General features: G+C 63.3%; 1 protein-coding gene. It reads right to left on the minus strand.

Features of this window, described 5'->3' with window-relative positions; translation table 11 throughout:
• On the minus strand, positions 1 to 248 hold a 248-nt coding region (locus RVY79_RS20980), incomplete at both ends, for a pyridoxal-phosphate dependent enzyme (RefSeq protein WP_317466542.1).

Genomic DNA, 248 nt, shown 5'->3' on the forward strand with positions numbered 1-248 from the left:
TGGCGAAAAGCGGCAAGTCCACATTGCCGCCCGAAATGATCACCCCGACGCGCTTGGCCACCACATCCACCTTGCCGGTGAACGCGGCAGCGGCAGCCAGGCAGCCGGTGGGCTCAACCACCGCCTTCATGCGGCCAGCGAAAAACTGCATCATGCTCACCAGCTCCGCATCGCTCACGGTGACGATGTCGTCGACCAGCTCGCGGATCACAGCAAACGTGTAGTTGCCCAGATGCTGCGTCTGCGCG

This window comes from Chromohalobacter sp. HP20-39, assembly GCF_033052815.1.
GTDB lineage: Bacteria > Pseudomonadota > Gammaproteobacteria > Pseudomonadales > Halomonadaceae > Chromohalobacter.